We start from the raw sequence: 25,441 nt of genomic DNA, 5'->3' as shown, positions 1-25,441 counted from the left end.
AACGACCCGGCAGCCTCAGAGCGACTCGTCGGACTCGACCGGCTCCGCGAACGCCACCGTCTCCTTCACGTCCGTGATCTCGACGTTGAGCTGGTCGCCCGGCTTCGTCCCCGGGACGATGACGATGAAGCCGCGCTCGACCTTGGCGATGCCGTCACCCTGGTCGCCGAGCGTGTCGATGGTCACCGTCCGGATGTCGCCCTCGCTGACCGGGGGCTCCTGCGTCCGCCGCCCGGCTCCGTTCGAACCGCCCGCGGCCGTCGAGCGCGACGAGCGCGAGGGACTCGACGACTGGGACGTCGCGTTCGCGCTCGTCGCGTTCGCGCTCGTCGCGTCCGACTCCGTCGTGTCCGCCTCGACCGCTCCGTCGGCGGCCGCGAGCAGCGCGACGCGATACGGCTCCTCGAGCGACAGCGACCCGTTCTCGACGAGTGCCTTCGGTATCGACACCACGTAGCGGTCGTCCTCGGCCTCGATTTCGCCTTCGAACAGCAGTCGAATCGAATCAGATATCTCTGCCATTACGTCGCGTACGACGCCGGCGTGTAAAATCCCCGGGATTGGCGGCCGCCGGGCGGACGCGACGTCGGCCGGTCACGCGGGCACGACGCGGTGCTCGTCGGGCGGACGCGACGCACCGCGCAGCGTCGTGACGCCCCGTCTCGCGACGGGGCGCGTCGGGAGACGGCCGGGGTATTCAAGCGTCCGGCCTCTCAAGAGTCGGCATGAACGAATCGGGAGGACCGTCCTCCAGCGGATTGGCGTGGGTGCCGATTTCCCTGCTCGGCCTCCTGCTCCTCGCCGTTCCGCTCTACGACATGTGGGAGGACGCCACGGCGCTCTCGTGGGCCGTCACGACGACGGCGGTCGAGAACGCCCCGCTCATCGTCCTCTCGCTCACGCTCGTCTACGGCGGCGTCCGGCTCGGGCGCTCGGGGTGGGAACCGGAGTACGTCTGGACGGTCACGAAGTGGAACGTCGGCGTCGCGGCCGGCATCGCGCTCCTCTACGCGCTCGTCATCGCCCTCCAGCTGTGGGCGATGCACGACCTCAAGCCGTGGATACTCGCCCTCGACGGCGTCCTCTTCGGCTCCATCGCCGCGTTCGGTGCGGGGGTCTACAACGCCCGCCGCCGCCGGACGGAGGCGGACCTCGAACGGAGCCGCGAGGAGTACCGGACGCTCACGAACGACGTCCTCGACACCTCGGAGGTCGCCACGTTCGTCCTCGACGACGACTGCCGCGTCGTCTGGATCAACGAGGCGACGGCGGAGTACTTCGGTCTCGAGCGCTCGGCCGTCGTCGGCCGCGACAAGCGCGAACTCATCACGGAACGAATCGCGGAGCGCGTCGCGGACTCCGAGTGCTTCCGCGAGCGCCTCTTCGAGGCGTACGAACACAACGAAGGGACCGTCGAGTTCGAGTGTCACATCACGGCCGGCCCCGACCGCGAGGAGCGCTGGCTGAAACACTGGAGCAAGCCGGTCGAGAGCGGGCGCTACGAGGGGGGGCGCATCGAGCACTACACGGACATCACGGCGACGAAGCGCCGCGAGCAGGAACTCGACGCCCGCGAGCGCACGCTCCGCGAGATGTACGAGGTCATCTCCGACCCGGAGCGCGACCTCGACGCGAAGGTCGAGGCGCTCGTCGACGTCGGGCGCGACCTCTTCGACGCCGAATACGGCTCGTTCGCGCGCATCGACACCGACACGGGCGAGTACCGAATCGAGGCCGTTCGATGCGAGACGGCCGACCGGGAGGCGGGCGACGTCATCCCGCTCGCCCAGACGCACTGCCAGCGCCTCGTCGAGGAGGACCGGACGGTCCAGTTCGAGGCCCGACCGTTCGACGTCCCGGAGCGGAGCTACGGCACCGACACCGGCTTCGAGATGTACGTCGGAACCCCCGTCTACGTCGACGACACCCTCTACGGGTCGCTGTGCTTCCTCGACCGCGAGGAGGCCGACCCCTTCGACGACTGGGAGCTGACGATGGTCGAACTGATGGGGAACTGGATCGGCTACGAACTCGACCGCAAGCGTCTACTGGAGGAGCGCCGCCGTCGCCTCCGCGAAGAGGAGTCGAAGTTCGAGGAGGTCGTCGAGGGCGTCGACAACTACGCGATATTCGCCCTCGACGACGAGGGCCGCGTCGTCTCGTGGAACGAGGGGGCCGCGCGTATCAAGGGGTACGACGAGGACGAGATCGTCGGCGAACACTTCTCGGTCTTCTACACCGTTGAGGACGTCGAGGACGACCTCCCCGAGGAGCTCCTCGCCGAGGCGCGCGAGACCGGTCGGGCCCACCACGAGGGGTGGCGCGTCCGCGAGGACGGCACGCGCTTCTGGGCGGACGTGACCATCGCCGCCCGCCGCGACGCCGACGGCGACCTTCAGGGGTACACGAAGGTCGTCGAGGACATGACCGAGCAGCGCGAGCGCCAGCGCGCCCTCGAACACGAACGCGAACGCCTGGAGTTCATGAACCGCATCATCCGGCACAACATCCTGAACGGGCTGAACCTCGTCGACGCCCGCGCCGGCCTGCTCGCGGACGAGTACGTCACGGACGAGGCGGCGAGCGACCACCTGCGGACGATCCGCGAGCGCGTCGACGACCTCGCCGACGTCATCGACACGATGCGGACGTTCATGGACGCGGTCGTCCACGAGAGCGAGCACGAGACCCACCCGGTGTCGCTGCGCGACGCCCTCGACGAGAAGGTCGAACTCGCGCGCGACGCCCACCCGGACGCGGCGTTCACGACGCACGACCTCCCCGACCCCGACACCACGGTCGTCGGCGACGACCTCGTCGGCGAGGTCTTCGAGAACGTCCTCTCGAACGCCGTCGTCCACAACGACAAGGAGACACCGGAAGTCGACGTGTGGACGACGCGGACGACCTGCGAGGTGCAACTCGACGCCGAGACGGACGCGGTCATCCCGGACGTCGACGCCGACCGGCCGGCCGTCGAGACGACCGAGGCCGAACGGCCCGCGCTCGCCGTCCACGTCGCCGACAACGGCCCCGGCATCCCCGACGACGAGAAGGAGACCGTCGTCCGAAAGGGCGTCTCGGAGCTCAACGAACCCGGGAACGGCTTCGGGCTCTACCTCGTGAAGGAGATGATGCACGCCTACGGCGGGTCGATAGAGGTCCGCGACAACGACGCGCGCGACGACGCCCGCGGCACCGTCTTCGATCTCGTCTTCCCGCTGGCCGAGGAGGAGGCGAACGGGAACGGGTAGCGGGCGGACGGTTCACGGCACCACGCCGTTCACTCGTTCCGCGGCGACTCGCCCTCGCTCATCGCCGCGCGGACCCCCTCAGCGCGCTCCCGAATCCCGGCGAGGTCGTCGGCGTCGCGCTTGTCGTCGAGGTGCGAGTAGACGAGCCCCATCCGGTGGTTCGAGCGGAGGTCGTCCTCGTTCTCCGCGAGGAAGTCCCAGTAGAGCGCGTTGAACGGGCAGGCGTCCGCGCCCGTCGTCGCGTCCGGGTCGTAGGCGCACCCGGCGCAGTAGTCGCCCATCCGGTCCAGGTAGTTCGCCGACGCCGCGTACGGCTTCGTGGCGAACAGGTCACCCGCGTATTGGCCCATCTCGACCGTGTTCGGCGTCGACACCCAGTGGTAGCCGTCGACGAAGGCGACGTGGAACCACCGGTTGAGCTCGTGGGGGTCGACGCCGTAGAGGAGCGCGAAGTTCGAGAGCACCATCAGGCGCTGGATGTGGTGGGCGTAGCCGCGCTCGCGGACGCCCCCGACGGCGGCGTCGAGACACGCCATGTCGGTGTCGCCGTCCCAGTAGACCGGCGGAAGGTCGCGCGTCGCGTCGAGGCGGTTCGCGTCCGCGAGGGCGGGCATCCCGACGCGATAGGCGTGGCGGACGAACTCGCGCCACCCCAGTATCTGCCGGACAAACCCCTCGACGCTCTCGATGGGAACGTCGTCGCGCGACTCGGAGGCCTCGACGGCGCGCTCGACGACCTCGCGGGGGCCGAGGAGCCCGAGGTTCAGCGGCGCGGAGAGGAGCGCGTGGTCGAGCGTCGGTTCGCCCGCGACCATCGCGTCCTCGTACGGCCCGAAGTCGGGGAGGCGGTGCTCGCAGAAGTCCTCCAGGGCGGCGAGCGCGTCCGCGCGCGTCACCGGCCAGCCGAACGGCTCGGGGGCCGCCCACGACTCGGCGTTCAGGTCGGCGTAGTCGTCCTGCACGGCGCGCGTCGTCGCGTCCGGCTCGAACGTCGGGACCGCCGGCGGCTCGTAGTCCGCGGGCGGCGTCTCACGGTTCGCCTCGTCGTAGTTCCACTCGCCGCCGACCGGGTCGTCCCCGTCCATCAGCACCCCGGTCTCCCGGCGCAGATACCGATAGAAGTCCTCGTGGCGCAGCGTCCCGCCGTCGTACCACTCGTCGAACTCGGCGGGCGAACAGCAGAACGTCTCGTTCTCGACGACCGTGAGCGCACCGTCGCGCGCCGCGACGAGGTCCCGGAGGCGGTCGGCCGCGCCGTAACTCGACGGGCGCATGACGACGAGGTCGTCGCCGGGGTGGGCGTCGAAGTGCGCGTCGAGGCCGTCGCCGAACGTCTCGACGACGTGGTACTCGACGTCGCGGCCGTCGTCGCGGAGCGCGTCGCGGAAGTGGCGCATCGCGCTGGCGACGAGCGTGCGCTTGTGCGGGTGGTAGGGGTGGCGAGCGGCGAACGCGCGCGCCTCGACCATGAGGACGCGCTCGTCGGGGCGGGCGGCGAGCGGGCCGACGCGGCGGGTGAGTTGGTCGCCGAGAACGAGGACGGTCACGGGTACGTCGTCGCGGGGGACGTGGATGGTCGTTGCGGCCGCGTCCGCGTACGGTCGGTTACGCGTCGGCGACGAGCGGCGCTTCGAGCTTCGTGACGTCGATCTGGACCGTCTGGCCGCCGTCCTCGACGGCCGTGACCTGCCCGGCGACGACGAGGGCCGTGTTCGGCGTCGGGCCGATGACGATTGGGTCGCCGACCTCGACGTCGACGGCCTCGGTGAACTCGAGTTCGGCCGTACACTCGTCCGGGTGGTTCACTTCGAGGAAGTCGATTCGCTCGACGGTAGCGGTGATGCGGTCGTAGTCGCTCGCGACCGTGAGCGCTTCGGCGTCGGACTCGTCGAGGTCCTGTTGGTCGAGCGCCTCGTACGCGTTCGTCGTGGGCTTGTATCCCCCGCGTGGGCCGGGGATACCCTCGACGAGGTCGAGAGCCTTCAGCGTCTGCATCTGATTGCGTATCGTCCCGGGGTGGCGATCAACCGCCTCCGCGATTTCCTCCCCCGTCATCGGGGATTCCGTGGACTGATAGCCGTCGATGAGCGCGGTGAGAATCGCCTGCTGCGAATCAGTCAGATCCATCGATTCTTACGCACCGTAGGGCGTATGCGGGCATATACGTTTGGATACATCCCCTATCTATCGCTAGCGTCTCTGATGGGACGTCGAGTGAAAAGCGCTAACACCGTTTCGCCCCGTCTCTCGACCGTGTCTTCGACCCGCCACGCGCCCGCCGTCACGCCCGTCCGGCGCGGCATCCGAACGCATCGCTCCGCCGCGGAGGTGGCGTAGATGGCCGACGACCCGACGACGCGCGTCGGCGTCGACGTCGGCGGCACCTTCACCGACGTCGTCCTCCACACCGCCGACGGCGGCCTCGTGACCGCGAAAGTGCCGAGCACCGCCGACCAGAGCGTCGGCGTCGTCCGCGGCATCGAGACGGCCTGCGAGCGCGCTGGCATCGCCCCCGCGGACGTCGACGCGTTCGCGCACGCGATGACCGTCTCGACGAACGCGCTCCTCGAAGGCGACGGCGCGCGGACCGCGCTCGTCACCACCGCAGGCTTCCGCGACGTCCTCGAACTCCGCCGGCAGGACCGCCCGAGCCTCTACGACCTCGACGCGGAGAAGCCCGACCCACTCGTCCCGCGCCGCCGGCGCTTCGAGGTGGACGAACGCGTCACCGTCGACGGGGTCGAGACGGCCGTCGACGAGGCGGACGTGCGCGCGCTCGCGGACGAGATACGGGCGTGCGAGGCTGAGAGCGTCGCCGTCTCGTTCCTCCACGCCTACCGACACCCCGAGAACGAGCGGACGGCCGCGGCGGTCCTCCGCGAGGAACTCGACGTGCCGGTCTCGGCCTCGCACGAGGTGCTCGCGGAGTTCCGCGAGTACGAACGCACCTCGACGACGGCCGTCGACGCGTACGTCACGCCCGCCATCGACGACTACCTCGGCCGCCTCGACGACGAGGTGACGGAGCGGGGCGTGCCGACGCCGCGCGTGATGCAGTCGAACGGCGGCATCTCGTCCAGCGAGACGGTCCGCGAACACGCCGTCACGACGGCGCTCTCCGGGCCGGCCGCGGGCGTCGTCGGCGCGAGCGACACCGCGACGGGCGCGACCGAGAAGGACGGCCTCGTCACGTTCGACATGGGAGGGACGTCGAGCGACGTCTCGCTCGTCCGCGACGGCGCGGCCGAACGCACCACGGACGCCGAAATCGCCGGTCACCCCATCGGGACGCCGATGGTCGACGTCACGACCGTCGGCGCGGGCGGGGGCTCCGTCGCGTGGGTGGACTCCGGCGGCGCGCTCCGCGTCGGCCCGCGCTCCGCCGGAGCCGACCCCGGGCCCGCCTGCTACGGGAAGGGTGGCACCGACCCCACGGTCACGGACGCGAACGTCGTCCTGGGGTACATCGGGCCGGACGCGTCGCTCGGCGGCGACCTCGAACTCGACGTCGCGGCCGCCCACGACGCGCTCGCCGCCCTCGCGGACGACGCCGGCCTCGACGACGCCCGCGCGGCCGCCCGCGGCGTCTACCGCGTCGCCAACGCGAACATGACGCGCGCGATCCGCCGCGTCACCGTCGAGCGCGGCCACGACCCGCGGAACTTCGCGCTCGTCGCCTTCGGCGGGGCCGGCCCGATGCACGCCGGCGCGCTCGCCGCCGACCTCGACGTCGACACCGTCGTCGTACCCCGCGCCTGCGGCGTCCTCTCCGCCTACGGCCTGCTCGCCGCCGACGAGAGACACGACGCCGCGCGCACCCACCAGGTCGCGCTCGCCGACGCCGACCCCGGGAGCGTCGACTCCGTCTACGACGACCTCGTCGAGGAGGTGCTCGCGGACGTCGCCGACCCCGACGCCGCGAGCGTGACGCGCGCCGTCGACTGCCGCTACGCCGGTCAGAGCTTCGAGCAAACCATCTCGATACCCGCGTTCGACCCCGAGACCGTCGCCGAGCGCTTCCACGCCGCCCACGAGGACGCCTTCGGCTACCGACTCGACGACCCCGTCGAGGTCGTCACGCTCCGCGCGAGCGCGACCGTCGAACGCGACCCGCTCGACGTCGCGTACGAGGGCGGGGGCGACCCCGTCAGCGGCACCCGCGCGGCGTTCTTCGACGGCGACTACCGGGAGACGACCGTCTACGACTGCCGGGGGCTCGCACCCGGCACCGAGTTCGGCGGGCCGGCGGTCCTCGACGGCCGCGAGAGCACCGTCGTCGTCCCGCCCGCGTGGACGGGCCGCGTGACGCCGGACGGCACCGTCGTCCTCGAAGGGGGTGAGCGCGCGTGAGCGAACCGGGAGTCGACCCCGTCACGCTCGAAGTCGTCCGCAACCAGTTCGAGAGCCTCGCCGAGGAGATGGGCCAGGTGCTCATCCGCGGGGCGTACTCCCCGAACATCAAGGAGCGCGAGGACTGCTCGACGGCGCTCTTCGACCCGGCGGGGCGACTCGTCGCCCAGGCCGAACACATCCCGGTCCACCTCGGCGCGATGCCGCGGGCCGTCGAGGCCGTCCGCGACTACGACCCCGAACCCGGCGACGTCTACGTCCTCAACGACCCCTTCGAGGGCGGCACCCACCTCCCGGACGTCACGATGGTCTCCCCGGTCGCCGTCGACGACGAGATCATGGGGTACGCGGTCTCGCGCGCCCACCACGCCGACGTCGGCGGGATGACGCCCGGGAGCATGCCGGCCGGCGCGCGCGAGATATTCCAGGAGGGGCTGCGTCTCCCGCCCACGCGTCTCGTCGCCGGCGGCGAGGTCGTCGAGGACGTGTTGGCCCTCCTCCTCGCCAACGTTCGGAACCCAGGCGAGCGCCGTGCCGACATCCGCGCGCAGATCGCGGCGAACGACCGCGCCGAGGAGCGCGTGGCCGACCTCGTCGCCGACCACGGCCGCGAGGAGATTCACGCGGCGTTCGACGCCGTCCTCGACTACTCGCGCGAGCGCGTGCGGGCCGAGCTCCGCGACCTCCCCGACGGCACGTATCGCGCCCGGGACGCCCTCGAAGGCGACGGCCTCACCGACGACGACATCCCCATCGAGGTGGCGGTCACGGTCGACGGCGACACCGCCACCGTGGACTTCGCGGGCACCGCCGCGCAGGTCGACGGGAACGTGAACGCGCCGCGCGCGGTCGCCACCTCCGCCGTCTACTACGTCTTCCGATGTCTCACCGACCCCGAGATACCGCCGAACCAGGGGTGTTACGACCCGATAACGCTCGCCATCCCCTCGGGGAGCGTCCTCGACCCCGACCCGCCGGCCGCCGTCGTCGGCGGGAACGTCGAGACGAGCCAGCGCGTCACGGACGTCGTCTTCGCCGCGCTCGCCGACGCCGTCCCCGAGCGCGTCCCCGCGGGCGGGCAGGGGACGATGAACAACCTCACCATCGGCGACCGGACGGGCGACGGCTTCGCGTACTACGAGACCATCGGCGGCGGGGCCGGCGCGCGCCCGAACGGCGACGGCCTCGACGGCGTGCAGGTCGGGATGACGAACACGCTCAACACGCCCGCCGAGGCCCTCGAAACGGAGTACCCGCTCCGCGTTGAAGAGTACGCGCTCCGCCCCGACAGCGGCGGCGACGGCGAGCATCGCGGCGGCCTCGGCGTCGTCCGTACCGTCACCGTCGAGACGGACGCCACCGTCTCGCTCCTCACCGAGCGGCGACGGCGCGCCCCGCGCGGCCTCGCCGGCGGCGCGGACGGCGCGACGGGCGAGAACCTGATCGACGGCGAGGCCGTGCCCGCGAAGGCCGTCCGCGACGTCGGGGCGGGGACGACCGTCTCGCTCCGAACGCCGGGCGGCGGCGGTCACGGCGACCCCGAAGCACGCGACTCGGACGCTCGCGCCGCCGACGTGGCCGACGGGAAGGTCACCGACGCGGATACCGGCGTGGACGCGAACGGCGACGCCGAGGTGGGTGCTGACGCCGAGACGGACGGTGACGCCGGTACCGACGGCGACGCGAATCGACACGCGTAGTCCCGGCCAACCTTTTTGCCCGCCCTCCGCGACCCACCGGACGAGAGCCCTCCACGGCTCGGATACCGACATGTCCATGGAACTCGACGAGTTCGTCACGGCGAACGAACCCGCGGAGAACGACGAACAGTTCGAACTGGAGAACGGGAAGCTCCTCGACATCACGGTCGACGGCACCGTGCTCACGAAGGCCGGCGCGATGGTCGCCTTCGACGGCGACCTCTCCTTCGCGGGGAAATCCTCCGCCGAAGGCGGTCTCACCGGCTTCCTGAAGGAGAAGGCGACGAGCGAGGGGACGCCCGTCATGGAGGTCACGGGGCAGGGCCACTGCTACGTCGCCGACCAGGGTAAGGAGATACAACTGCTCGAACTCGACGCCGACGAGGCCCTCTCCGTGAACGGCGCGGACGTGCTCGCCTTCGAGGACCGCATCTCCTACGAGATCGGCGTCACCGGGAGCCTCGGCGGGGCCTCCGCCGCCGGGCTGACGAACGTCTTCCTCTCCGGGCCGGGGACGGTCGCCATCACCACCCACGGCGACCCGCTCGTCCTCACACCGCCCGTCCGCACCGACCCCGACGCTACCGTCGCGTGGAGCCGCGAGCTCTCCCCGAGCGTCGAATCGAACCGGAGCCTCAGCGACCTCGTCGGCAGCTCCTCCGACGAGCGCTACCAGCTCGTCTTCGAGGGCGAGCGCGGCTTCGTCGTCGTCCAGCCCTACGAGGAGCTCGGCCCGCAGGCCTGAACCGGAGCCACTACTCGGTCTCGACCTCCTCCTCGCAGACGACGTCCGCGACGACGCGACGCTCGCCGTCCGCGTCGTAGCAGTACGTCTCGTCGGCCACTTCGTCCTCGGTCGCCCGATGCGAGCCGTCGCAGAAGGGGTGGTCGTCCGAGAGCCCGCATCGACAGACCGCGACATCGCCCTTCTCCGGGTCGATGTCGTCGGCGTCGAGTTTCACGGGGCCGTGCGCGTCGCGTTCGACGAGGCGGGACATACGGAAACAAAGACGACGGGCGCACAAGACGCCGGCGACACTCGGGGCACGCTTCGTCGACCTTTTTCAAAGCCGTGTACGGTGGGGGTCCACGAATCGACGCCGCGCTATCGCGGGTGGAGCAAGCTTTATGCAGCCTATCGGTGAATATTCATCCCCTGTCGCAGCGCGGTAGAAACCCAGAACGGGATTGAAACAGCGGAGAGCCGACGAGGCCGCGCTTAACGACGGTGGGTCGCAGCGCGGTAGAAACCCAGAACGGGATTGAAACAGAATCAAGTGACGACGCCGCTCTCGTGGAACGACGCGGTCGCAGCGCGGTAGAAACCCAGAACGGGATTGAAACTATCCGATGATCGACTTTGTCGAACTCAACTCCGTGTCGCAGCGCGGTAGAAACCCAGAACGGGATTGAAACGGTGATGAGCGCGTGCTGTGTCGGTGTGATGCGGAGTCGCAGCGCGGTAGAAACCCAGAACGGGATTGAAACTGATCGTGTCGATCCTCTCCGTCCTCGGGATCGCGCGCTGTCGCAGCGCGGTAGAAACCCAGAACGGGATTGAAACGGAGACGCGAGAGACCGAGTTAACGACAACTGCATCGTCGCAGCGCGGTAGAAACCCAGAACGGGATTGAAACCTCTGGGGGATCATCCCGGTCATCGTCGTGCTGGCCGTGTCGCAGCGCGGTAGAAACCCAGAACGGGATTGAAACACAGCGTGTCGCACTCGGGGACGCTCGCGGACGGCGCGTCGCAGCGCGGTAGAAACCCAGAACGGGATTGAAACATGGTGTGGGATTTCCCGAGGCTCGTGGGGGCGTGTCGCAGCGCGGTAGAAACCCAGAACGGGATTGAAACATGTTGATCGAGTTCCAGAACGACGACGGGGAGTTGTCGCAGCGCGGTAGAAACCCAGAACGGGATTGAAACTCACAGTGTCGTCTGACGTTGACAGCGCAACCTCAAGCCAGAGCAGTCGCAGCGCGGTAGAAACCCAGAACGGGATTGAAACTGGTACGCCGTCGGCACCGTCTTCCCGTGCCGGGTCGCAGCGCGGTAGAAACCCAGAACGGGATTGAAACGACGCTCACGGCCCCCGTGCTGACGAGGACGGCGGCGTCGCAGCGCGGTAGAAACCCAGAACGGGATTGAAACGAGTTGCAGCCCGGCCTCAACGCGACTGTGACGGCCGTGTCGCAGCGCGGTAGAAACCCAGAACGGGATTGAAACAGTGGCGCGGCGACGAGTCGAGAACTGCCGGACAGTCGCAGCGCGGTAGAAACCCAGAACGGGATTGAAACGACTGTCACGTCAGTCCCGACAATATCCAGTGCAAAGTCGCAGCGCGGTAGAAACCCAGAACGGGATTGAAACATCCGCACCGTCGTCCGGGAGTCCGTCTGGAGCGGGGTCGCAGCGCGGTAGAAACCCAGAACGGGATTGAAACAATCAGCAGGTTAACGAATCGATTAACGAGCGCGTGTCGCAGCGCGGTAGAAACCCAGAACGGGATTGAAACGAGACGGGCCAGGAGTCGATGAGCGGGATGCACGAGGTCGCAGCGCGGTAGAAACCCAGAACGGGATTGAAACTGTTCTTGCTCGGCGCGGGCGTCGGCTACGTCTTGAATCTCCGGAGAGTGTGTATTCGGGTGGCGAATCGAAGTGCCAGTTGACGCCGACGCGTTCGCCGCGACGCAACCCCGTCCGTCGCGGACGGCAAAGCCGCGGCCCGCCGGACCCGACCGGGTGAAGCGTTGGCGTCGAGACCGGATGCACTTTAGCCCGCATGCCCGGACTGGTCGGTCGCGAGCGACGCGAACGGTGAACACCGTGAACCGACGAGGCCACCTCGGTTGTCCCTCGACTGCGGAAGCAACACAGAGGCGTGCAGCAGCGGTCCTCGTCAGTAACGCGAACGAGGGGCAGCGAGACAACGTGTTTCGGACGGGTGCCGAACGAATATGCATCTCCGAGCGGAAGGGTCGGCCAGTGCGTTCCGAGTATCAGGACCTCCTTCTCTTCGGCGCGTACAGCGTGTGTGGTGCGCTCGTCTTCGTCGGCGCGAAACTGGGGATGCCGGACGTGCCGCCACTGCTGTTCGCGGCGCTCCGTCTCGACGTCGCGGGCGTCGCGCTGCTCGCCGTCGCCGGCTGGAGGGTGAGCGACTGGCGTCCCCGCACGCGTCGTGACGTCCTCGACGTGGCGGTCGTCGGTGTGTTCACGCTCGGCGTAATGAACGCGATGCTACTCACCGGACAACAGTACGTGACGAGCGCCGTCGGCGCGATTACCTACAGTTTCATGCCGATACTGACGACGGGGTTCGCCGTGCTCCTGTTGCCGAGCGCGTCGCTCGACCGCCTCAGCGCGCTCGGCATCCTCCTCGGGTTCGTCGGGGTCGGCATCGTCGCACAGCCATCGCCGACGGCCGTTCGGGCGGGCCGCCTCGTCGGCTTCGGGCTGATGGTCGGGAGCGTCGCCATATTCGCGTTCGGGACCGTCGTGACACAGCGCATGCAGCCGTCGCTCCCCCGGGTCGCGCTCACCGCGTGGGGGGTCGCGCTCGCCGCGGTCGTGAACCACGGTATCGCGGTTGCCGTCCACCAGCCCCTGGCCGCGATTACGTGGTCGGCCGACGCCATCGCGGGCGTCCTCGTCGAGGGCGTGCTCGCCACGGCCGTCCTGTACGCGGTCCACTTCGACCTCATCGACAGGATCGGGCCGGCGCGGACGAGCCTCAGCTTCTACGTGCAACCAATCGTCGCGGCACCGCTCGGCTTGCTCCTGTTCGACAACGGATTATCGAGGGCGAGTCTGGTCGGGTTCGGCGTCATCTTCGTGGGGTTCGTACTCGTCGAGCGACGGGTGTTCGTCGATACCTGTCACGCCTGGCTCTCGCGACGGCCGTGACCAAATGAGGGCGTGCGACGGGTCGCGGTGGCGTGGTCGCACGCCGGGACGGTATCGAAACCTTTGCCTCGTCTACCCGCGTCCGTGGAGCTGTGAACCGTAGCCGCCAGAAACGGCTTCTGTGTGGCGGCGCGGTCCTGCTGTTGGGCTCGGTCTTTCTCGCGCTGACGGTCTACGACGTCCCGGCGGACGTGCTGAATCAGGGCGTCCCGCTCCACTTGACGCTCCTCGAGAACTCGCTTCCGATCTTCTTGAACCTCGTCCTCGTCGGCGCGGGCGTCCTCCTCGTCACGTCGTCCTCGGTCTCCGCCGAGACCGCGTACCTGATCGCGCGCTGGAGCATCCTCAGTGCGGTCACGGTCTGTCTCCTCCTCGGCTGGGTGTACGCGCTCCAGCTCCTCGAGAGCGTGTTCAAGCCCTATCTGCTCTTCACGCACACGATTACGGTCGCCACGCTCGCGGGCCTCGGCGTCGGCGTCTACGACAGCCGGCGTCGCCGCCACCAGCGACAGGTGCAGGTCGAGAACACGAAGATATCCGCCCTGTTCGCGAACAGCTCCGGCTGCATCGCGGAGATAGAGTTCGTCGAGGGGAAGCCCATCATCAGGGCGGTCAACCCGGCGTTCGAGCGGACCTTCGGGTACGACGAGGCGGCGGCGACGGGCGAGTGCATCGACGAGCTGCTCGCGCCGCCCACCGCTCGCTCGCGTGCGACCGAGATAAGCCAGCGGGCGCGCGACGCCGAGCAGTTCGAGGCGTCGGAGGTGTTCCGTCGGACGGCCACCGGTGAGCTGCGGGTGTTCCGCGTCCAGGCGATTCCGCTGTCCACGGACGCGACGTCGACCGACGGCTACGCCGTCTACACCGACACCTCCGAGGAGTACCGGTACAGTACGCAACTCACCTCGCTCCACGAGACGACGCGCGACCTCATGAGCGCCGACTCGACGACGGACGTCGCGGAGACGGCAGTCGACGCGGCGGCCGACATCTTCCGTTCCGACGTCGTCGGGGGCTACCGATACGACGAAGCGAACGAGCGCCTCGTCCCCGAGTCGTACGTGACGGACGACGCCACACTGGCCGACCCGCCGACCGTCCCTCGCGGGGAGGGAATCGCGTGGACCGTCTTCGAGACCGGGGACCCCGAACTCGTGCGGGACCTCGAAACGCGCTCGGACGCCCTCGACCCGTCGTCGCCGCTCGGGAGCGAGTTGCTCGTCCCCATCGACGGGTGGGGTGTGTTGCTGATCGGGGCGACCGACACCGGGGCGTTCGACGACGCGGACTACTCGCTGGCGCGCATCCTCGCGGCGAACGTCGAAGCCGCCCTGGAGCGTGCGGAGCGCGAAGCGAAACTCGAAGAGAAGAACGAGCGACTCGAACGCTTCGCGAGCGTCATCTCCCACGACCTCCGGAACCCGCTCACGGTCGCACAGGGCTATCTCGACCTCGGCCGCGGCGGCGACGAGGGGGCGTTCGAGCGCGTCGAGGGCGCACTCGACCGGATGGAGCAACTCCTGGACGAGCTGTCGACGCTCGCACGGCAGGGCGAGGGAATCGGCTCGCTCGCGACGGTCGACCTCGACGCGACCGCGCGGGCGGCCTGGGAGCAGGTCGCCACCGGCGACGCCGACCTCCGTATTGCCGACTCGCGTGAGCTTCGGGCGGACCGAAACCGCCTCCAGCAACTCCTCGAGAACCTCTTCACGAACGCGGTCACGCACGGTGGCTCGGACCTCACCGTCGTCGTTGAGGCGACGGCGGACGGGTTCGCCGTGGAGGACACGGGCGGCGGCATCCCCGAGGCGGAACGCGAGCGAATCTTCGAGTCCGGCTACACGACGGACGCCTCGGGTTCCGGTCTCGGGCTCACCATCGTGCAGGAGATCGCGGACGCCCACGGCTGGTCGGTCAGCGTCACGGAGGGGTCGAGGGGCGGCGCGCGCTTCGAGTTCGAAATCGACGACGGCGGTGAGTGACGAGGGAACGACGTTACAGGCCGACGACGTCACGGAGGCGGTCGGCGAGCGAGTCGTCGTCCGGGGACGCCGCGCCGGTGTCGGTGTCGTCGTCGAGGCCGAGTTCGGCGGCGATGGCGTCGAGTTCGTCGTCGCCGAAGCGCTCGTCGTCGCGGGCGTCCGCGAGCCACGCGCGCCACTCCTCGGTAGTGAGGACGCCACGCGAGTCCTCCCACTGTTCCGCGAGCGCCGCCTCGTCCGGGAACGGCACGTCCATGTCGCTCTGCCCCCAGTAGAGCGGGGAGAGCGCGAACGCGTACTCGTCGCCCGGGAGCGGCCGGAACCGATAGGGGTACCCGCCGTAGCAGAAGACGTCCTCGGGCGTTACCGTCTCGCCCGTCGGGAGCGCGAGTCGTTCGGTCACGAGGCGTACTTTGGCCTCTACACATTTGAGTCGCACGCGCCTGCGCCCGCGTTCCAACATGAAAGGGGAAGGGTGCGGGGACGCACGTCGAGCACGGACAAACACCGACTTGTGTCTGGGAAACGCCTGTTACCCTACCGAAGCGAGAGCCCGTATGCGACGTCAGCTGCTCGTCCTCGTGGCTCTCCTACCGCTGGTGTTCCTCGCCGGATGCTCGGCGGCGGGGAGCATCTCGATGGATCCCGTCTCGAACGCCGAGCTCGCCGAGCACGCCAGCCGGAACGTCTCCGCGACCGACGCCGACCCCGACACGGAGAGTCGCATGATCCGCGGCGCTATCGAGAACGGATCGGCGACGATCGAGGCTCGCCACCCGCCGGTCGAATCCGGCCTCCCGTTCGCCCACCGAGGCGCGTACTACGACCTCTCGTGGTCGATAACGGGACAGCGACACGCGACGGGCGTCGACGTCGCCATCGACTACAACGCCTCGGACGTCCCGCCGAACCGGATCGCGTACGGTGATCTGCCGGCACCGGACCGGCGCGCGCTCGATCGACTCCTCCCGCCGCACGACGGTCGGCGGGTCGACGGTCCCGACCTCGGTACGGGGGCGACGTACACGGACGCGAAGGCGGAGCGCTCCGTCCTCGTGCCGACCCAACGGTACGACGCCGTCGTCTACGACGGCGAGGCCTACCCGATCCGCGTCGACGACACCCGTGACGTCACGCTCAACACGTACCGATACACGTCGACGCCCGTCGCCGACGACGCCGAGAGCTACGCGCGGGATCTGAAAGCCGAGCACCTGTTCACGCTCACCGGCCTCGACGACACCGAGCGCGACGTCGTTTCGGAGGCGACCAACGGGAGCTACTACGCCGAGGACACCGACGACGACGCCTACCGCGCCGTCCTCGAACGCTTCCGTGCTCACGACGCCGTCCAGCGCGGCGAGACGCACGGCTCGTGGCTCGTCCGCTACGACGGAGCGGTTTACTGGGCCGACCTCCACTACGGCGGGTTCGCGGCCGCCTCCTGATCGCCGGGAGACCATCGGGGCGTCGCGGACGCACCCGTCGGTCGTCACCCCCGAGCGCCGCAGTTCTGCGGGGCGACGATTTTGACGTCGCCGGCGACCCCGGCGCGGTCGAGCGCGCGCTCGCCGGCCGCGCGGGCCGCGGCCCGCTCGTCGGTGGTCGTGACGCCGTAGGCGACCGGCCCCCAGGAGGACTGGCCGGCCCCCGTGATCCCGTCGGCCGCGAGGAGGGTGTCGACGAGCGTGTCGACCGGCGCCCGGTAGACGCCGTCCTGTTCGTCGGCGTACCACGTCCCGTTGAGCCGGCCGATCTCGGTCACGGCGTCGCCGAACGCGGCGGCGTCGCCCGCGGCGACCGCCGGGAGGACGCGCCGAATGACGAGCCCCGCGATCCGGTCCGCCGTCGCCGGGTCGGCGTCGTCGACGACCGCGCGCATGCTCCGCCGCTCCGCGTCGTCGCAGCGCCCGGGATCCGCCGCGGGGACGACGAGGACGAAGCGCCACGCGGGCGGGACGGCGTGGCGGGCGACCACCCGCGGGACCGTCCACGATCCGTCCGCCGTGTCCGAGGGGGCCGTCGCCGTCGGCGTGCCGCAGGCCGCGGTGGGTCGGCCGCCGTCGAGGACGAAGCCGCCGCGCTCGAAGGCCGCGACGCCGACGCCGCTCCGACGGCCGCGGCCGAGGGCGGGCGCGAGCGCGCGGACGCGGGGTCGCCGGTCGTACGCGCGGGCAACGGCCGCCGCGGTCGCGAGGGCGGTCGCGGTGCCGCTCCCGAGCCCGACGTGTCGCGGGAGCGTCTCGTCGAGGGTGACGCGGGCGCCGGGGACGTCCAGGTGCGCGACGGCTCGCCGGACGTAGTCGTCGACGACGCTCGGGCAGTCGACGGTCTCCGCGGGCGTCGCCGTCACCGTCACGCGGGGTTCGGCGAGCGCGACGCCGAGGCTCCCGTAGAGGCGTTCGCGCTCGGCGGAGAGGTTCGTGAACCCGAGGTGGAGGCGCGCGCCGGCGGAGACGGACGCGGACGCGGGTGTGGACGCGGATTCGCCCTCGGCGGCCGTCACGGCGATCCCTCCCCGGCGAGTTCGTGGACGCGGTCGATGGCGTCGCGCTCCGCCGGCCCGCCGCATCGGCGCGCGACGTCGGTCGCGCGGTCCAGGCGGCGACGGAGGGCGTCGTCGTCGTAGGCGTCGACCCCGAGGCGCGAGACAGCGACCGTCGCCTCGATCACAGCCGCGAACCCGCGGTTCGTGACCGGGACGCGCTCCTCGCGGACCGCGACCGCAGTGGGTTCGAGCGTCCACGCGGCCCACGGGACGCCGTCGCGCTCCGCGGCCTCGCGGCGCGTCACGTCGACGCGGACGCGGGCGTCGGCGCTCGGGAGCGTCGGTTCGTCGGTCTCGTGGACGCCGAGGGCGGCCTCGACGAAGCGCCGCGGGTCCCGCGTGAAGCCGACGTAGGCGACGCCCGTCCGCTCGAAGTTCCGGCGCGTCCGCGTTCGTCCCCACGTCTCCGCGGTGACGACGTCGCCCGCGTGGAGGCCGAGCGCGGCGACGTTCCACCTCCCGTTCGGCCCCGGCGTGGCGACGAGGCTCTCGGTCACGCCGCGGAGCGCGACCGGCCACTCGGTCATTCGCGGACCCCCCGCGAGAGCGCGACGAACAGCGCCGCCGCGACGACGTCGGCGGTCGTCCCGGGGTTGATCCCGGCATCGACGAGGTCGTCGGCCCACGCGTCGATCACCGACCGGTCGGCGTCAGCGAGCGCCGCGGCGCGGTCGCTGACGCGCTCGGCGACGGCGTCGCCGTGTCGGGCGGCGACGAGCCCGTCGGGGTCGGCCGCGAGCAGGCGGAGGAAGGTCCGCGAGACGCGTTCGGGGAGCGGCGCCGTCCCCGTCCGGAGCGCCTCGGCGGCGTCGAACGTCCGCTCGAAGCCGTCCGCCCACTCGCGGGCGACGCCGTCCGTCGGGGCGCCCGCCGTCACGGCCTCGGCGAGGGTGAGTTCGCGGGACCGGAGGGCCGGGATCGCGTCGCGCCCCCGCCGGACGTCGAGGGCGTCGCAGTCGTCGGGGGGCGCGCCGACGCGGACGTCGACGTGCTCGAAGGCCCGGTAGAACCCGGCGGCGTCCTCGACGGTCGTCGCGTCGATGACGTCCGCGACGGCCGCGGGCGTCACCTCGCCGTCGTCCCCGGTCGCGGCCGCGGCGACGAGCGGCACGAGGAGGAGAAGCGCGCCGAACTGCGTGTTGTCCCGGGCGCGCGCGGCCATGCCGGCGACGGCGGTCTCGAACGCGTCGCCGACCGGGGCGCCCGCGGCGGCGGCGTCGAACCCCCGGCGGGCGCCGACGGCGCCGGCGAGGAACTGCTCGAAGCGGAGGTCGGGGTGGTCGCGCTCGCGGTCGACGTTCCCCGGTTTCGGCGTCGCGGCGAGTTCGAGGAGGAGCGCGAGCTGGGCGTCGCCCGCGGCGTCGTGCGTCACGGCGCACGCACCCGTTCGAACACGTCGCCGAGGACGTCGATGGCGCTCGCGCGGTCGGGCCCGAGGGGCGAGCCGGCGACGACGCCGTCGACGTGCGCGAGGGTCTCGCGGAGGCGGGCCTCGACGGTCTCGGGGTCGCCGGCGACGCAGAACGCGTCGATCATCGCGGGCGAGACGGCCGCGAAGGCCTCGTCGTACGCACCGGCGCGGAGGGCGTCGCCGACGGTCGCCGCCCGCTCGGGGTCGAGGTCGTGGCGGTCGAGGACCGCGCGGGGCGCGCCCGCGGTCACGAAGGCGACGGGCGCTCGGGCGGCGCGGCGCGCGGCGTCGGCGTCGCGGGCGACGCTGACGCTCGTGAAGGCCACGGTGTCGAGGTCGCCGCGCTCCGGCGGCCGGTCGGCGAGGCCGTCGTCGATCCGATCCGTCGCGGCGGCGATGTCGTCCGGGTGGGCGGCGTTCACCAGCACGCCGTCGGCGTGCGCGGCGCTCATCCGGAGCATGTCCGGGCCCTGCGCGCCGACGTAGATCGGCGGCGGGGAGACGTCGTAGCCGAGGGCGGCGTCCGCGGCGCGGAACGTGCCGTCGTGGTCGACGCGCTCGCCGTTCCAGAGCGCCCGCGCGACCCGCGCGGTTTCGAGGACGCGCCGGAGGGGCCGCTCGCGCTCGATACCGAGGGCGGCGAGCGTCGAGGCGTCGCCGGCGCCGAGCCCGAAGAGCGCGCGGCCGTCGCTCCGCTCGGCGAGCGTCGCCATCCGGGACGCCAACGTCACGGGATGGGTCTCGTAGGGGTTGACGACCCCGGGACCGAGGCGGATCGTCTCGGTCGCGGCCGCGACCCGCGAGAGCGCGAGGAAAGGGTCGCGGTTGTCGTAGTGCGCGGAGACGAAGACGCGGTCGAAGCCGGCGCGCTCGGCGTCGGCCGCGAGCGAGGCGACGGTCTCGGTCGGGGCGTTTGGCGTCAACTCCACGCCGGTCGTCGGGGGCGCGTCGCTCACCGGCGCCACCTCCGTTCCGCTCGCGGGTCGCTCGCGGTCGGGGACGGCGTCGCGTCGCCGCGTGGTCTGCGTCGGTCCATGCTCACCGGTTGTCGGCCGGAGACGTAAATAACTATGAGGCATAGGAAACGGAGAAATTATTATCAGACGGTATCGCGTCGGTGGGAGTGCATGGATCGACTTGCGACGACTATCGGACTCTTCCCGCTCCCGGACGGGCGGCGCGAGCGGCTCGCCAAGCTGAAAGGCCACCAGAAATCGGACCTCATCGACGGCGACGAGGCCGCGGCGACCCGCGACGTCTACGCGGCGACCCGACGGCAGTACGTCGAGCAACAGCGCGAGGCCGGCCTCGATCTGCTCGTCGAGGGCCAGGCGCGCTGGGACGACCTCCTCGCGCACCCGCTCTGCGTCCACGACAACGTCCGAACGGAGGGCATCGTGCGCTACTACGACAACAACAACAACTTCTACCGCGAGCCCGTCGTGACCGGCGAACTGACCGCGAGCGGCGACGTGCCAGGAGAGCTCGCGACCGCGGCGAAGCGCTGTGACGACCTCCAGGCCGTCGTCCCCGGGCCCTACTCGCTCGCCGGCCTCGCGCGCGACGAGCACTACGGCTCGTTCGCGGCGTTCCTTGACGCCGTCGCGGACTTCCTCGCGGGCGAAGTCGCCGCCTTCCCCGACGCCGTCGGGACGCTCACCCTGCTCGAACCGGGGTTCGTGGCGGACCCGCCGGGGGCGGACGAGCGCGAGCGGATCGGCGACGCCATCGACGCCGTCGCGGCCGCGACCGACGCCGAGGTCCTCGTGCACGCGTACTGGGGGGCGCCCGACGACGACCTGTACCGCCGCCTCCTCGATACCGGCGTCGACGGGCTCGGCTACGACCTCGTGACGGCCCCGGACGACGCGGTGGCCCTCGCCGCGGAGTACGGCGCGCCGTCGCGGGCGCTCCTCGGGGTCGTCGACGGCCAGAACACGCTCGTCGAAGCCCCCGAGACTATCGACGGGCGGGCGGACCGCTTCGCGGCGCGCGCGGCCGGCGACGTCGACGCCGCGTACCTCGCGCCGAACACGGGGCTGTTCCACCTGCCGGTCGGCGCGTTCGAAGCGAAACTCGACGCGCTCGCCGCGGCCACGGGGGGTGCGCGATGACGACCGACCGCGAGCGCTTCCGGCCGGCCGACCACCCGCACGATCACTTCCTCCTCACGACGGTCGTCGGCTCCTACCCGAAGCCGACGTGGCTGAACCGCGCGCGCGACCTGCGCGAGGACGACGCGTCCGGCTTCGACGCGGACGACTGGGAGGAGGCGGTCGCCGACGCGAGCCGCCTCGTCACGCGGGAGCACGAACGCGCGGGCCTCGACGCCGTCTGCGACGGCGAGATGCGCCGCGAGGAGATGGTCGAGTTCTTCGCCGAGCGAATCGAGGGCTACGAGTTCAACGGCCCCGTGAAGGTGTGGGGACACAACTACTTCGATAAGCCGAGCGTCGTCTCCGAGGTCAGTTACGACGAGCCGTGGCTCCGCGAGGAGTACGAGTTCACGGCCGACGTCGCCGAGCGCCCGGTCAAGGTTCCGATCACCGGTCCCTACACCCTCGCGTCGTGGAGTTTCGACGAGACGTACGGGAGCGAGGAGACGCTCGCGTACGAGCTCGCGGACCTCGTCAACGAGGAGGTCCGGGGGCTCGTCGACGCCGGCGCGAGATACGTCCAGATCGACGAACCCGCCCTCGCCACGACGCCCGACGATCACGCCGTCGTCGGCGAGTGCCTCGAACGGATCGTCGATGGCCTCCCCGACGACGTCCGTCTCGGCCTCCACGTCTGCTACGGCGACTACTCGCGGATCCACCCGGAGCTCAACGACTATCCAATCGACGAGTTCGACGTCGAGCTCGCCAACGGCGACTACGAGCAGATCGACGTCTTCGCCGACGGCGCCTTCGAGCCCGACCTCGGGCTCGGCGTCGTCGACGTCCACACGACCGACGTCGAGCCCGTCGCGGAGATCGAGGCAAACATCCGCGAGGGCCTCAGGGTCGTCCCCCCCGAGAAGCTCACCGTCAGCCCAGACTGCGGCGTCAAGCTCCTCCCGCGCGACGTCGCCCGGCGCAAGGTCGAGAACATGGTCCGCGCCGCGCGCAACGTCGAGGCCGACCTCGACAGCGGCGCCATCGACGCCGACGGGCGGACGAGGTAACGCGCGGACCGGAGCAGTAGGGGGAAGTAGTGTGGGATCCAAGCACTACTATGCCCGACGATTCCCGTCGCCGATTCCTCGAAGGGGCCGGCGGTCTCTCGCTCGCCGCCCTCGCCGGCTGTGTCGCGCCGTTCGGCCGCCGCGGGTCGAGCCCGCGGATGGGCGCAGGCGACGGGCGACGCGACGACGGCGACGCGCCGACGTACGCACCGCCCGAGCCGGAGCCGCTCCCCGAACCGGACGTCACGCGGACGCTCCGCGCGCGTGACGTGACAGCCGCACCCGGTTCCGCGACGACGACGAACGTCTGGGGGTACACCGACGACTACGTCGGCCCCGAGCTCCGAGTCCGGGAGGGCGACGTCGTCGAGGTGACGCTCGAAAACGCCCTCCCCAAGGTGACGACGACGCATTGGCACGGTGTCCCGTTGCAGAACGCCTACGACGGCGTCCCCGGCGTCACGCAGGAGCCCGTCGATGCGGGATCCGCGTTCACCTACCGCTTTTGCGCCGAGCCCGCCGGGACGTACTTCTACCACAGCCACGTCGGCCTGCAACTCGACCGCGCGCTCCTCGGCCCGCTCGTCGTCGAGGAGGCGGACCCACACGTCGACTACGACCGCGAGTTCGTCGTCGTCCTCGACGACTATCTCGGCCGGCCGCCCGAACCGCTCTCGGAGGACGGGGACGGAAGCGGCACGGGCGGGGGAAGCGGTATGGGCGGAGGCGGCATGAGTGGACGCGGGATGGGCGGCGGTGGCGGCATGGGCGGGATGCGGGGCGGCGACGACCGCCCACCCTACCGGGGGGTGCTGGCGAACGGCCGGCTGCCGACCGACTCGCCCGCGCTCGCCGTCAACGAGGGCGAGCGCGTCCGCTTTCGCTTCGTGAACGCCGCGAGCGCGACGGAGTTCCGCACGCGCCTCGCCGGCCACCGGCTCTCCGTCTCGCACAAAGACGGCCGCCCGGTCGAGCCCGTCGCGGCCGACGAGTTCGTCTTCGGGCCGGGCGAGCGCTACGACGCCGTCGTGGAGATGGCGAATCCGGGCGCGTGGCAGCTCCTCGCGTCGCCGGTCGACGGCACGGAGGCGCCCGCGCGCGTCGACGTCCGCTACGGCGACGCCGACGGCGCACCGCGAGCGCCCGACTGGGGACGCGGGCGTCGCCTCGGCTACGGCGACCTCCGGGCGACGGAGTCGCTCGGCGTTTCGGGCTCCCCGGATCGGACGTTCGACCTCACGCTCTCGCGGGCGGGCGGCTCGTACACGTGGCTGATCGACGGCCAGGCCTATCCCGAGGCCGACCCGCTCGACGTCCGCGCGGGCGAACACGTTCGCGTTCGCATGACCAACCACAGCCCCGTTCCGCATCCGATGCACCTCCACGGTCACTTCTTCCGCGTCGGCGACGCGCGCATGGACACGGTTCGCGTCCCCGGTCACATGGGGCAGGTGACGTTCGACTTCCACGCCGACAACCCCGGGAACTGGCTCTTTCACTGTCACAACCTCTACCACCTCGAATCCGGGATGGCGCGCGTCGTCCGCTACGTGTAGCGGGGGTCGCGGCGGCGCGGGATTCGCCGCCGGGGGACGACGGGAGAGAAATCTTCACTAGCCTCGGGGCGAGAGGGGCAGTATGAGCGACTCCGACCCCGAGAGCGCTTTCCGCGCCGGCCCCGCGGATGGCGACCGGAACGCCGCCGATGCGCCGTCCGCGGTCCGCGCCGAGTCGTTGGTCCCGGCGGAGGTGTTCTCGGTGCTCGGCAACGACACCAGAGTCGACATCCTGCGGGCGCTGCGCGACCTCGGCGCGGACGACCACCCGGTCAGCTTCACGGAGCTCTTCGAGCGAGTGGACATCGAGGACTCGGCAAACTTCAACTACCACCTCCAGCAGCTCACCGGCCACTTCGTGCGCCACGGGAGCGACGGCTACGAGTTCCGGCATCCGGGCCGGAAGGTCGTGAGCGCCATCTTCGCCGGCTCGCTCACCGAGCGCGCGCAACTCGGGTTCTTCCCGGCGGGCGGGAGCTGTTACGACTGTGGGGGCGACCTCCACGGCTGGTACGTCGACGACACGCTCACCATCGGGTGCGCGGACTGCGGGACCATCCAAGTGAGCTACCCGTTCCCCTCGGGGGGCCTCGACGGCCGCACGACTGACGACCTCCTGCAGGCCTTCCACCACTACGTTCGTCACCACTACTGTCTGGCCGCGGACGGCGTCTGCCCGGAGTGCACCGGGAGCGTCGACACCACCCTCGTCCGCGACCCCGACGACGAGGCCCTCGACGTCGCCGTCGAACACGTCTGCGGGCGCTGTGGGTATCAGCTCCGCTCGACGGTCGGTCTCACGCTCCTCGACGCGCCGACGGTGCTCGTCTTCCACTCCGAGCGTGGCGTCGACCTCGACACCGAACCCTTCTGGCACCTCGACTGGTGCGTGAGCGACGAACGGACCGCCGTCGTCTCCGAGGACCCCCTCCGCGTCGAGCTCACGCTCCCCTGCGACGGCGACCAGCTCCGCGTCCTCGTCGACGACGAGGCGACCGTCGTCGACACCGCCGTCACCGAGCAACTCGCCGAGTGACGCGCGCCGACGGTGCGACGAGAAGAACGGCGCGGCGGTGCGACGTGAGAAAGAGCGCGGCGGCGCGAGCCACCGCGACGTGAGGAAACGCGCGTCGGAGTGAACCCGGCGTGCCAACCGTCGGAGGACGGGCCGGGCCCGCGACCGTCGACTTACCCGTGGCCCCGACACGTTCCGGGGACCGCGTTCGGTCGCGGTTCGACGGCGACGAGCGGCGAACCCGCTCGTCGTGTCGGGACGCCCGCGGAGCCTCGTTACTCGAAGCGCGCGACGGCCTCTTCGTAGCGGTCGGCGGGGGTCTCCCAGTCGACGACGTCGAAGAACGCGTCGACGAAGTCGCCGCGGGCCGGCCCGTAGTCGTAGTAGTAGGAGTGCTCCCAGACGTCCAGCGCGAGGATCGGCTGTGCGCCCCAGAGCGCGCCCTGGTCGTGCTTGTCCACGACGAGGTTGCGCAGCTGGTTGCTGTGCGTGTCGTAGACCAGCAGCGCCCAGCCGCCCGCGGCGGACGCGGCGGCCTCGAACTCGCC

At 70.8% G+C, this 25,441-nt stretch carries 21 protein-coding genes and 1 CRISPR repeat array; of the genes, 11 read left to right on the top strand and 10 right to left on the bottom strand.

Annotation, left to right across the window (positions count from 1 at the left end; translation table 11 throughout):
- Nucleotides 1-15: 15 nt before the first annotated feature.
- Nucleotides 16-522, bottom strand: a complete 507-nt coding sequence (locus IEX84_RS03680; protein WP_188869952.1) for a TRAM domain-containing protein — start codon at nt 520-522, stop codon at nt 16-18.
- A gap of 203 nt (nt 523-725) precedes the next feature.
- Between IEX84_RS03680 and IEX84_RS03675 the strand changes: the two genes are divergently transcribed.
- On the top strand, nt 726-3,254 hold the full coding sequence (locus IEX84_RS03675; protein ID WP_188869950.1) for a PAS domain S-box protein: 2,529 nt from the start codon (nt 726-728) through the stop codon (nt 3,252-3,254).
- Nucleotides 3,255-3,283: 29 nt separating this feature from the next.
- Here IEX84_RS03675 and IEX84_RS03670 read toward each other — a convergent pair whose 3' ends face one another.
- Both IEX84_RS03670 and IEX84_RS03665 read right to left on the bottom strand, forming a co-directional pair.
- Complete coding sequence (locus IEX84_RS03670; RefSeq protein WP_188869948.1) at nt 3,284-4,801, bottom strand: cryptochrome/photolyase family protein; 1,518 nt, start codon at nt 4,799-4,801, stop codon at nt 3,284-3,286.
- 58 nt (nt 4,802-4,859) lie between these two features.
- Entirely contained in the window at nt 4,860-5,381 is a 522-nt protein-coding gene (locus IEX84_RS03665; protein WP_188869946.1) for an HTH domain-containing protein, read from the bottom strand.
- A gap of 210 nt (nt 5,382-5,591) precedes the next feature.
- Here IEX84_RS03665 and IEX84_RS03660 point away from each other — a divergent pair, with 210 nt between their 5' ends.
- From IEX84_RS03660 to IEX84_RS03650, 3 genes are all read left to right on the top strand, one after another.
- Nucleotides 5,592-7,604 carry a hydantoinase/oxoprolinase family protein gene (locus IEX84_RS03660; protein ID WP_188869944.1) on the top strand — a complete coding sequence of 671 codons (2,013 nt, stop codon included), beginning with the start codon at nt 5,592-5,594 and terminating at the stop codon, nt 7,602-7,604.
- The gene (locus IEX84_RS03655; RefSeq protein WP_188869942.1) at nt 7,601-9,304 is read left to right on the top strand and encodes a hydantoinase B/oxoprolinase family protein; all 1,704 of its coding nucleotides are present in this window, start codon (nt 7,601-7,603) and stop codon (nt 9,302-9,304) included. Before IEX84_RS03660 ends, IEX84_RS03655 begins: the two co-directional genes overlap by 4 nt.
- 76 nt (nt 9,305-9,380) lie before the next feature.
- The gene (locus IEX84_RS03650) at nt 9,381-10,049 is read left to right on the top strand and encodes an AIM24 family protein (RefSeq protein WP_188869940.1); all 669 of its coding nucleotides are present in this window, start codon (nt 9,381-9,383) and stop codon (nt 10,047-10,049) included.
- 10 nt (nt 10,050-10,059) lie between these two features.
- Here IEX84_RS03650 and IEX84_RS03645 read toward each other — a convergent pair whose 3' ends face one another.
- Nucleotides 10,060-10,302 carry a CDGSH iron-sulfur domain-containing protein gene (locus tag IEX84_RS03645; RefSeq protein WP_188869938.1) on the bottom strand — a complete coding sequence of 81 codons (243 nt, stop codon included), beginning with the start codon at nt 10,300-10,302 and terminating at the stop codon, nt 10,060-10,062.
- Nucleotides 10,303-10,462: 160 nt separating this feature from the next.
- Nucleotides 10,463-11,895: direct repeats of the CRISPR family, unit length 37 nt; unit sequence GTCGCAGCGCGGTAGAAACCCAGAACGGGATTGAAAC.
- 399 nt (nt 11,896-12,294) lie between these two features.
- On the opposite strand from IEX84_RS03645, the gene IEX84_RS03640 reads away from it, so the two are divergent.
- Together IEX84_RS03640 and IEX84_RS03635 are read left to right on the top strand one after the other, a co-directional pair.
- Nucleotides 12,295-13,215, top strand: coding sequence for a DMT family transporter (locus IEX84_RS03640; RefSeq protein ID WP_229732299.1), 921 nt, complete (start codon nt 12,295-12,297; stop codon nt 13,213-13,215).
- Nucleotides 13,216-13,358: 143 nt separating this feature from the next.
- Nucleotides 13,359-15,197 (top strand): ATP-binding protein, encoded by a 1,839-nt coding sequence (locus IEX84_RS03635; protein ID WP_188869936.1) that lies wholly within the window; start codon nt 13,359-13,361, stop codon nt 15,195-15,197.
- Between the two features lie 13 nt (nt 15,198-15,210).
- Here IEX84_RS03635 and IEX84_RS03630 read toward each other — a convergent pair whose 3' ends face one another.
- The gene (locus IEX84_RS03630; RefSeq protein ID WP_188869934.1) at nt 15,211-15,600 is read right to left on the bottom strand and encodes a hypothetical protein; all 390 of its coding nucleotides are present in this window, start codon (nt 15,598-15,600) and stop codon (nt 15,211-15,213) included.
- Between the two features lie 154 nt (nt 15,601-15,754).
- Between IEX84_RS03630 and IEX84_RS03625 the strand changes: the two genes are divergently transcribed.
- Nucleotides 15,755-16,645, top strand: a complete 891-nt coding sequence (locus IEX84_RS03625) for a hypothetical protein (RefSeq protein ID WP_188869932.1) — start codon at nt 15,755-15,757, stop codon at nt 16,643-16,645.
- 44 nt (nt 16,646-16,689) lie between these two features.
- Here the strand turns inward: IEX84_RS03625 and IEX84_RS03620 are convergent, their stop codons facing one another.
- The 4 genes from IEX84_RS03620 to IEX84_RS03605 are packed head-to-tail and all read right to left on the bottom strand — an operon-like array spanning nt 16,690 to nt 20,121.
- On the bottom strand, nt 16,690-17,703 hold the full coding sequence (locus IEX84_RS03620; protein WP_229732298.1) for a beta-ribofuranosylaminobenzene 5'-phosphate synthase family protein: 1,014 nt from the start codon (nt 17,701-17,703) through the stop codon (nt 16,690-16,692).
- Nucleotides 17,700-18,272: a DUF447 domain-containing protein gene (locus tag IEX84_RS03615; protein ID WP_188869928.1), complete on the bottom strand. Its 573-nt coding sequence runs from the start codon at nt 18,270-18,272 to the stop codon at nt 17,700-17,702. The genes IEX84_RS03620 and IEX84_RS03615 overlap by 4 nt, the downstream gene beginning before the upstream one ends.
- On the bottom strand, nt 18,269-19,117 hold the full coding sequence (locus IEX84_RS03610) for a triphosphoribosyl-dephospho-CoA synthase (RefSeq protein WP_188869926.1): 849 nt from the start codon (nt 19,115-19,117) through the stop codon (nt 18,269-18,271). Before IEX84_RS03610 ends, IEX84_RS03615 begins: the two co-directional genes overlap by 4 nt.
- Nucleotides 19,114-20,121 (bottom strand): 5,10-methylenetetrahydromethanopterin reductase, encoded by a 1,008-nt coding sequence (locus IEX84_RS03605; protein WP_407647582.1) that lies wholly within the window; start codon nt 20,119-20,121, stop codon nt 19,114-19,116. Before IEX84_RS03605 ends, IEX84_RS03610 begins: the two co-directional genes overlap by 4 nt.
- A gap of 162 nt (nt 20,122-20,283) precedes the next feature.
- Here IEX84_RS03605 and IEX84_RS03600 point away from each other — a divergent pair, with 162 nt between their 5' ends.
- The 4 genes from IEX84_RS03600 (at nt 20,284) to IEX84_RS03585 (ending at nt 24,914) form a co-directional block, all read left to right on the top strand.
- A complete protein-coding gene (locus tag IEX84_RS03600; protein WP_188869922.1) occupies nt 20,284-21,270 on the top strand; it encodes a 5-methyltetrahydropteroyltriglutamate--homocysteine methyltransferase in 987 nt (328 codons plus the stop codon).
- Nucleotides 21,267-22,322, top strand: coding sequence for a methionine synthase (locus tag IEX84_RS03595; protein ID WP_188869920.1), 1,056 nt, complete (start codon nt 21,267-21,269; stop codon nt 22,320-22,322). The genes IEX84_RS03600 and IEX84_RS03595 overlap by 4 nt, the downstream gene beginning before the upstream one ends.
- Before the next feature lie 50 nt (nt 22,323-22,372).
- Nucleotides 22,373-23,878, top strand: a complete 1,506-nt coding sequence (locus tag IEX84_RS03590) for a multicopper oxidase family protein (RefSeq protein ID WP_188869918.1) — start codon at nt 22,373-22,375, stop codon at nt 23,876-23,878.
- A gap of 82 nt (nt 23,879-23,960) precedes the next feature.
- A complete protein-coding gene (locus IEX84_RS03585; RefSeq protein WP_188869916.1) occupies nt 23,961-24,914 on the top strand; it encodes a winged helix-turn-helix domain-containing protein in 954 nt (317 codons plus the stop codon).
- 254 nt (nt 24,915-25,168) lie between these two features.
- Here the strand turns inward: IEX84_RS03585 and IEX84_RS03580 are convergent.
- A partial coding sequence (locus tag IEX84_RS03580; RefSeq protein ID WP_229732296.1) for a Fe-Mn family superoxide dismutase occupies nt 25,169-25,441 on the bottom strand: 273 nt, incomplete at its 5' end.

The organism is Halarchaeum rubridurum, assembly GCF_014647115.1.
GTDB classification, from domain to species: Archaea; Halobacteriota; Halobacteria; order Halobacteriales; family Halobacteriaceae; genus Halarchaeum; species Halarchaeum rubridurum.
This window is presented reverse-complemented; position numbering and strand designations above follow the sequence as displayed.

Coding starts and splice junctions, on each gene's coding strand:
- IEX84_RS03680 (WP_188869952.1), bottom strand. CDS start 522: ATGGCAGAGATATCTGATTCGATTCGACTGCTGTTCGAAGGCGAAATC.
- IEX84_RS03675 (WP_188869950.1), top strand. CDS start 726: ATGAACGAATCGGGAGGACCGTCCTCCAGCGGATTGGCGTGGGTGCCG.
- IEX84_RS03665 (WP_188869946.1), bottom strand. CDS start 5,381: ATGGATCTGACTGATTCGCAGCAGGCGATTCTCACCGCGCTCATCGAC.
- IEX84_RS03660 (WP_188869944.1), top strand. CDS start 5,592: ATGGCCGACGACCCGACGACGCGCGTCGGCGTCGACGTCGGCGGCACC.
- IEX84_RS03650 (WP_188869940.1), top strand. CDS start 9,381: ATGGAACTCGACGAGTTCGTCACGGCGAACGAACCCGCGGAGAACGAC.
- IEX84_RS03645 (WP_188869938.1), bottom strand. CDS start 10,302: ATGTCCCGCCTCGTCGAACGCGACGCGCACGGCCCCGTGAAACTCGAC.
- IEX84_RS03625 (WP_188869932.1), top strand. CDS start 15,755: ATGCGACGTCAGCTGCTCGTCCTCGTGGCTCTCCTACCGCTGGTGTTC.
- IEX84_RS03615 (WP_188869928.1), bottom strand. CDS start 18,272: ATGACCGAGTGGCCGGTCGCGCTCCGCGGCGTGACCGAGAGCCTCGTC.
- IEX84_RS03600 (WP_188869922.1), top strand. CDS start 20,284: ATGGATCGACTTGCGACGACTATCGGACTCTTCCCGCTCCCGGACGGG.
- IEX84_RS03595 (WP_188869920.1), top strand. CDS start 21,267: ATGACGACCGACCGCGAGCGCTTCCGGCCGGCCGACCACCCGCACGAT.
- IEX84_RS03590 (WP_188869918.1), top strand. CDS start 22,373: ATGCCCGACGATTCCCGTCGCCGATTCCTCGAAGGGGCCGGCGGTCTC.
- IEX84_RS03585 (WP_188869916.1), top strand. CDS start 23,961: ATGAGCGACTCCGACCCCGAGAGCGCTTTCCGCGCCGGCCCCGCGGAT.